Source organism: Microbacterium petrolearium (genome assembly GCF_054782875.1).
Genome location: NZ_BAAGRQ010000090.1, coordinates 1 through 553 on the forward strand (window position 1 = coordinate 1; position 553 = coordinate 553).

Consider the following 553-nt stretch of genomic DNA (forward strand, 5'->3'; position numbering starts at 1 on the left):
CGACGAACTCGACCTTCATCGCGACGGACGGTCCAGCTCCGCCGCGAAGAAACTCGCCGCGGACTTCAAGATCTGGTTCGCCCTGCGTAGTTCACGGTTCTCCCGCTCCAGCTCCGCGACCCTGGCCGCCTCGGCCGTCGTCGGCCCAGGACGCAGACCCTCGTCCCGCTCGGCACGCGACACCCAGGTCCGCAACGCCTCCGGATGCACACCGAGCTGGTCCGCGATCCGCTTCACCGCCCCGACACGAGCCTGCGGGTCCTGCCGCGCCTCGAGAGCCATCCTCGTGGCCCGCTCACGCAACTCGTCGGGGTACTTCCGTGGTGCAACCATGCTCCAGATCCTTCCGGGTCTTCGATGTCTCCATCAAACCCGGGGCTTGACACAGCCGTGGCAGGACCGGGACCAGGGTGCGGGTGCGCGCCTGCATGCGCGCCTTCAGGAGGCGGTCCGCCTTGGTCTGGCCGCGCAGGTCGGCCTCAGTGATCGGGCTGGGAGCGGCCCATTCGGCCCAGCGGGCTGGGTCTTCCAGGGCCCACTGCTGCAGGTCGAG

General features: G+C 69.4%; 2 protein-coding genes. Both read right to left on the reverse strand.

Going from position 1 to position 553, the window contains the following annotated elements; genetic code table 11:
* Positions 1 to 15 precede the first annotated feature (15 nt).
* Positions 16 to 333: a transposase gene (locus ACYVJ0_RS13765; RefSeq protein ID WP_460818422.1), complete on the reverse strand. Its 318-nt coding sequence runs from the start codon at positions 331 to 333 to the stop codon at positions 16 to 18.
* Positions 296 to 553 (reverse strand): hypothetical protein (locus ACYVJ0_RS13770; protein ID WP_460818424.1); only part of this gene is annotated, 258 nt, incomplete at its 5' end. The genes ACYVJ0_RS13770 and ACYVJ0_RS13765, both read right to left, overlap by 38 nt.

Excerpts from the sequence above, each read along its gene's own strand:
- ACYVJ0_RS13765 (WP_460818422.1), bottom strand. The coding sequence starts at position 333 with ATGGTTGCACCACGGAAGTACCCCGACGAGTTGCGTGAGCGGGCCACG.